Source organism: Frankia sp. CcWB2 (assembly GCF_977927585.1).
The window spans coordinates 7,308-13,496 of sequence record NZ_CDWRCM010000116.1 but is presented as its reverse complement, the minus strand read 5'-3'; the positions used below and the strand labels follow the sequence as shown (position 1 = coordinate 13,496).

General features: G+C 71.1%; 3 protein-coding genes and 1 pseudogene. All 4 read right to left on the bottom strand.

Annotated features, from left to right (window positions below; genetic code table 11):
- Positions 1-377: 377 nt before the first annotated feature.
- Positions 378-1,364: pseudogene (locus tag ACY45C_RS13405) on the bottom strand (intradiol ring-cleavage dioxygenase).
- A 186-nt stretch (positions 1,365-1,550) separates the two neighbouring features.
- Entirely contained in the window at positions 1,551-1,928 is a 378-nt protein-coding gene (locus tag ACY45C_RS13400) for a DUF7715 family protein (RefSeq protein ID WP_462187945.1), read from the bottom strand.
- Between the two features lie 221 nt (positions 1,929-2,149).
- Positions 2,150-2,299 (bottom strand): type II toxin-antitoxin system prevent-host-death family antitoxin, encoded by a 150-nt coding sequence (locus ACY45C_RS13395; protein WP_462187942.1) that lies wholly within the window; start codon positions 2,297-2,299, stop codon positions 2,150-2,152.
- Between the two features lie 75 nt (positions 2,300-2,374).
- Positions 2,375-6,085 carry a methionine synthase gene (gene metH / locus ACY45C_RS13390; RefSeq protein WP_462187944.1) on the bottom strand — a complete coding sequence of 1,237 codons (3,711 nt, stop codon included), beginning with the start codon at positions 6,083-6,085 and terminating at the stop codon, positions 2,375-2,377.
- Positions 6,086-6,189: the final 104 nt, after the last annotated feature.

The following is a 6,189-nucleotide window of genomic DNA, read 5'->3' as shown; positions in this document are numbered from 1 at the left end:
GGGTGAGCGAATCACCGATCGTCATGAGCGGATGGGCGACATCCACGTCGGACTCGACGGTGAACTCAATGCCGAGGTCGTCCCGAACAGGCTCCGGAGCCTCCGCGCTGATCACCAGCTCGTCCGGCGCTGGCACCTCCGGCACGGACATCGCGGCTCTACCTTCCCCCAACCCACGATTTCCCCGACCCACGATGCGTGAGTCGCCCCGAGGTCGAGAGCGCCATTGTGCACCCACGCACCTGTCCAGGTCCCCGAGTCCCCGGAGACCCGAGCCCCCGGGGACCTGCTCGACCACCGGGATCGTCGAGTTCGACTCCGTGAACCGGAGGGGGTTGGCCGTGACGACGGGGTGTCCTCCCGAGGCGTCGTGTGGGTCAGCTCGGCGCACCCGGTGGCCGCCCGCCGGGCGCGCCGGACGGTGGCTGGCCGCCGGGGGCACCGGCGGGCTGGCCGCTGGACGGGGTGGTCGTGGTGTCGACGCCGACGGCGAGGGAGACCGTGTAGCCGCTGGTGACGTTGCCGGCCACGGTGGCGAGCTGGCGGGCGCCGTCGTCGTCCCCGAAGACGTTGTCGCTGTCGAGACTGACCTGCGACAGGTTCGCGATCGACGCCTCGTAGCCCTGCTGCGCGTAGACCTGGTCGCAGACGTTCTTCGGCAGGGCGACCTGGGACGTGGCGATCGCTTTGGTGGCGTCGGTGATGCTGGCCTGGTCGGGGTAGACCTCGAAGTGGATGTGTGGCCAGCGTCCGCTGTAGCAGGCCGGGAAGATGCTGGTGAAGCGCACCTTCCCGGCCTTGTCGGCGATCTGGACGCCGCGCAGGTAGTTCTGGTCGGTGATGCCGTTGGTGTACATCGAGTAGCGGCCTTCGCGGTCACAGTGCCACACGTAGACGGCCACTCCCGAGAAGGGGACGCCGCCGGCGAGGTCGGTGATGGTCAGCTCCAGCGTCATGGGGACGCCTTCGGTGGTGCCGGTGGCTCCCCCCGAAGCTGGACCGGATGTCGCTGCGGACCACGCCGCTCTGCTCGAGCACGTCCGGCCCGTTGGAACCGTCGCCCGGGTAGCGGCTAGCCGTCTCCTGGGGGATCTCCCTGGACGCCCCGCTGGTCGAGGCGGATGATGACGTGCTGGGCGACGCGGTGGAGCCGGACGATCCCGAGGCTTCGGGGCCCCGCCTGTCCCGCAGGCTGTCAGGCCCGCCGTCGCGGCACCGAGGCCGAGAAAGGTCAGCATCCGTCGCCGGCTCAGCAGCGTGCCGAGGTCGAAGCCCAGTCCCTGGTCGACGGCCTCCTCCTCGGGCCGGGGCAGGGGACGCCCCTCGTACGTCGGCCTCCGGCCGTCCCGCTGGTAGTCCGCCATGCGCTCTCCTTGAGATCGACTGATCCTGTGCCTTCACCATGGCGGGACAGTCTTTGCCCGCACTGTGCGCCCGCTGTGCCGCGGCTGTGCGTACCAGGTCCCCATCACGGCGGCGGGAAGACCGGCCAGCACGGGCCGGCCAGCACGGGCCGGGCCGTATGACGGTACCGGTGGGGCTGAGGCTGGCTACGGGATGGTCCATTCGCGCACGGTGACGATGTCCAGCCTGCGTTCCACGACGGCGCCTGCCGGCCAGCCGTCGACGAGCCGGGTCAGCTCGTCGGCCAGCGATTCGGAGCCGACGGCGTGCCACCTCTGCGCGGCGAGGCCCGCCCGTAGGGCCTCGGCGTAGGAGCTCCGGCTCATCTCGGCGATGTCGCGAACCATCGCCGTCGTCGTCGCGAGGTGCGAGGACAGTCCCGTGAACGACCGCCTACAGCCACATCCGCCGTCGGGGTCCGCCCAGTCGATCGCGTAGACCAGGCCGATCCACACCAGTTCCCCCTCGGCACAGTGGTTGAAGTCATTGTCGCGTTGGCCCTGGGTGGCCGCGGTCGCGGTCAGATCTTCATGTCGGCTCCTCGGGGCAGGGAGGTATCAGCAGGAACGGGCACGAGACCGGTCACTGCTGTTCGTCGCGGCGACCCGCGCCCGCGACGACCTGGCGATCTTCTGGCATGGCCGGCCAAGCCCGTTCCTGGCCGCCGCTTGGACGCGGCGTCGCGCCGTTGGGTCGAGCTTGCGCAACTGACGAAGCGCATGCGGGGCGATGCCGACCGGGTACCTCAGGCCAGCCCGAGGTCGGCCTTGACGGCCGCGACCCGCCGGCCACGGCGGGCGAGGCAGGCCGGCGTGTGGTCGGCGCGAACCTGGTCGATGATCGCCGTGAGCCGCTCCCGGGCCTCCGGCACGCTCAGTTTAGGCGACACGGTCATGCACTCAACGTACACGCAGGGTATCTTCCTGTATGTGGACATCCCTGCCGGTCTGACCGATCTGGCCCGGGTAGGTCAGCCGGCCGAGGCGTCCGGATCGTAGGCGAGGTTGGGGCGCAGCCATCTCTCGACGTCGGAGATCTTCAGGCCCCGCCGTCGGGCGTAGTCTTCGACCTGGTCCCGGCCGATGCGCCCGACGGTGAAGTACCGCGACGACGGATGGGCGAAGATGAGCCCGCTGACGGCGGCCGCGGGGGTCATCGCGAAGGACTCGGTCAGGCCCATCCCCACCCGCCCGGCGTCCAGCAGGTCGAACAGCGCCTGCTTCTCGCTGTGGTCGGGGCTCGCCGGGTAGCCGAAGGCGGGACGAATGCCGCGGAATCGCTCGGCGTGCAGATCCTCCAGCGACGGCTCGGCGTCCGGCTCGAACCAGGCGCGTCGCGCCTCAAGGTGGACATACTCGGCGAACGCCTCGGCGAGCCGGTCGGCCAGGGCCTTTACCATGATCGCCCGGTAGTCGTCCTGCCGAGCCTCGAAGCCGGCCGCGAGCGTGTCGGCGCCGTGGACGGCCACGGCGAACCCGCCGATGTGGTCCCCGGCCGGGGCCAGGTAGTCGGCGAGGCTGCGGTTCGGCCGCCCCGCGGGCTTGGCCGTCTGCTGGCGCAACATCGGCAGGCGCAGCCGCTCCGTGGCACCCTGACCCGACGTGCCACCCGGACCCGGCGAGCCACCCGGACCCGGCGAGCCGGCGCTGTTCACCGCGCCGACGTCGATCAGATCGATCAGGATGTCGTCGTCCTCCGCGACGGCGGGCCAGAAGCCGTAGGCCCCGCGGGCCTGAAGGCTACCGTCCGCAATGATCTGATCGAGCAGGACGTTCGCCTCGTCGTACAGCTCGCGGGCCACCGGCTGGTCCAGGATCGCCGGGAACTTGCCCTTCAGCTCCCAGGCAAGGAAGAAGAACTGCCAGTCGATCATCGCGCGCAGCGCGCTGAGGTCCGGGGTGACGACGCGGACGCCGGTGAAGGCGGGGACGGGCAGGTCGTCGAACGTGACCTGCTCGCGGTTCGCCCGGGCCTGCGCGAGGGGGAGCAGCGGGCGCTGCTGGCGGTTCTCGTGCTGCTCACGCAGGAGCTTCTGCTCCGCCCGGTTACGCACGGCGAGCTCCCCGGCCCGGTCAGCGTCGAGCAGGTCCGAGACCACGCCGACGACGCGGGAGGCGTCCAGCACATGGACGGTGGTGGCGTCGTAGGCGGGGGCGATGCGGACGGCGGTGTGCTGGCGCGAGGTGGTGGCGCCGCCGATCAGCAGGGGCAGCTTCAGCCCGCGGCGCTGCATCTCGGTGGCGACCGTGACCATCTCGTCCAGGGACGGAGTGATCAGGCCGGACAGGCCGATCGCGTCGGCGCCCTCCGCCACCGCCGTGTCGAGGATGACCGTGGCGGGGACCATGACCCCCAGGTCGATGACCTCGTAGTTGTTGCAGCCGAGGACCACACCCACGATGTTCTTGCCGATGTCATGCACGTCGCCCTTGACGGTCGCGAGCACCACCGTGCCGTTGCCACGGTTGCCACGGCCGGTGCCGGCGGTGTCGGTGCCGGCCAGCAGCGCCTGCTGCTTCTCGGCCTCCATGAACGGTTCCAGGTAGGCGACCGAGCGCTTCATCACCCGGGCGCTCTTGACCACCTGCGGCAGGAACATCTTCCCGGATCCGAAGAGATCACCGACGATCTTCATGCCGTCCATGAGCGGTCCCTCGATCACGTCGAGGGGGCGGGCCGCCCGCGCCCGGGCCTCCTCCGTGTCGGGCTCGATGAAGTCGACGATGCCGTGCACGAGCGCGTGCGCCAGGCGCTCCTCGACCGGCGCCTCGCGCCAGGACAGGTCCACCGTGCGCTTCGTGCCGCTCCCGCTCACGGTCTCGGCGAACGCGACGAGCCGGTCGGTGGCGTCGTCGCGCCGGTCGAAGAGCACGTCCTCGACGAGTTCGAGCAGGTCGGCGGGGATGTCCTGGTAGACGGCGAGCTGGCCGGCGTTGACGATGCCCATGTCGAGCCCGGCGCGCACGGCGTGGAGGAGGAACGCCGAGTGCATCGCCTCGCGGACGATGTCGTTGCCGCGGAAGGAGAACGACAGGTTCGAGATGCCGCCGCTGGTCCGCGCTCCCGGGCAGCGATGCTTGATCAGTGGCAACGCGTCGAGGAACGCCTTCGCGTAGCCGTTGTGCTCGGCGATGCCGGTGGCGACGGCGAGCACGTTCGGGTCGAACACGATGTCCTCGGCCGGGAAGCCGACCCGCTGGGTGAGCAGGTCGTAGGCGCGGGCGCAGATCGCCACCTTGCGTTCGGCGGTGTCGGCCTGGCCCCGCTCGTCGAAGGCCATCACGACCACGCCGGCGCCGTAGTCGCGGATGCGCCGGGTCTGCTCCAGGAAGGGCTCCTCACCCTCCTTGAGGCTGATCGAGTTGACGACGCCCTTGCCCTGCACGCAGCGCAGCCCGGCCTCCAGCACGCTCCACCGCGAGCTGTCGACCATGATGGGCAGGCGGGCCGCCTCCGGCTCGGTGGCGAGCAGGTTCAGGAACGTGGTCATCGCCCGCTCGCTGTCGAGCAGGTCGGCGTCCATGTTGACGTCGAGCAGGTTGGCCCCGCCGCGCACCTGCTCCAGGGCGACGTCCACGGCGGCCTGGTAGTCGTCGGCCTCGATCAGCCGCCGGAACCGCGCCGAACCGGTGACGTTGGTGCGCTCCCCGATCATGACGAAGCCGGTATCTTCGCCGATCTCGAACGGCTCCAGCCCGCTGAAGCGGGTGCGCGCCGGCGGGGCCGGAACCGGGCGCGGCGCCGCGCCGGCGATGGCGGCGGCGATCCGCGCGATGTGCGCCGGCGTCGTCCCGCAGCAGCCGCCGACGATGTTGACCAGGCCCGCGGCGGCGAATTCGCCGATCAGCCGGCCGGCCTCGTCCGGGGTCTGGTCGTAGCCGCCGAAGGCGTTCGGCAGGCCGGCGTTGGGATGGCAGGCCGTGAACGTGTCGGCGAGCCGGGCGAGCTCGGCGACATGCGGGCGCATCTCCTCGGCACCGAGCGAGCAGTTCACCCCGACGACCAGCGGATGCGCGTGGGCGATGGAGCTCCAGAACGCCTCGACGGTCTGCCCCGACAGCGTCCGCCCGGACAGGTCGACGATCGTTACCGAGATCCACAGCGGCAGCCGCGGGGCGACCTCGCGGGCGGCGGCGATCGCGGCCTTCGCGTTGAGCGTGTCGAAGATCGTCTCGATGAGCAGCAGGTCGACCCCGCCGTCCGCCAACGCCTGGATCTGCTCGGCGTAGGCGGCCCGGACCTCGTCGAAGGTCACCGCCCGGTACGCCGGATCCTCCACCCGCGGAGACAGCGAGAGCGTGACGTTCAATGGGCCGATCGAACCGGCGACGAACCGGCGCCCCCCGGTCTGCCGGGCGGCCTCGTCCGCGGCCTGGCGGGCCAGCCGCGCGCTCCGCAGGTTCATCTCCCGCACCAGCGACTGCAGCCCGTAGTCCGCCTGGCCGATGCTCGTCGCGGTGAACGTGTTCGTCGTGGTGATGTCCGCGCCGGCCGCGAGATACTGCCGGTGCACGTCGAGGATCACATCCGGACGGGTCAGGTTCAGCAGGTCCGGGTCGCCGGCGACGTCCTTCGGGTGGTCGCGGAACCGCTCCGTGCGGTAGTCGGCCGGGGTGAGCCCGGCGTTCTGCAGCATCGTGCCCCAGGCCCCGTCGAGCACGACGACCCGCTGGGCCAGCAGCTCCCGGAGCTCCCGCTCGCCGGCCCCGACCGTGCTGGCCTCGACCGCGCCGGCCTCGACCGCGTTTGCCCCGGCCGTGCTGGCCTCGATCGCGCCGTCATGGA

Bases quoted from the DNA above. Each gene is read 5' to 3' on its own strand.
- ACY45C_RS13395 (WP_462187942.1), bottom strand. From the start codon at position 2,299: ATGACCGTGTCGCCTAAACTGAGCGTGCCGGAGGCCCGGGAGCGGCTC.